Annotated in this window: 1 protein-coding gene; it reads left to right on the top strand. The window is 36.4% G+C overall.

Features of this window, described 5'->3' with window-relative positions; translation table 11 throughout:
* A partial coding sequence (locus KVT34_RS30065; protein WP_217563273.1) for a recombinase family protein occupies window positions 1-313 on the top strand: 313 nt, incomplete at both ends.

The raw sequence follows: 313 nt of genomic DNA on the forward strand, positions 1-313 counted from the left end.
ATGAAGAAAAAACTTCAGGAGCCACAAAAGATCGTGAACAACTTCAAAAAATGTTAGAGGATTTACAGGAAGGTGACATTATTTATGTTACAGATTTAACTCGGATCACTCGAAGTACGCAAGATTTATTTGAATTGATTGATTTAATACGAAGGAAAAAGGCAAGCTTAAAATCACTCAAGGATACATGGCTAAATTTATCAGAGGATAATCCATACAGCCAATTCTTAATTACAGTAATGGCTGGTGTGTACCAATTAGAGCGCGACCTTATCCGTATGCGTCAACGTGAAGGGATTGAGTCAGCAAAGAA

Source organism: Paenibacillus sp. GbtcB18 (assembly GCF_019091125.1).
Taxonomy (GTDB): domain Bacteria; phylum Bacillota; class Bacilli; order Paenibacillales; family NBRC-103111; genus Paenibacillus_F; species Paenibacillus_F chitinolyticus.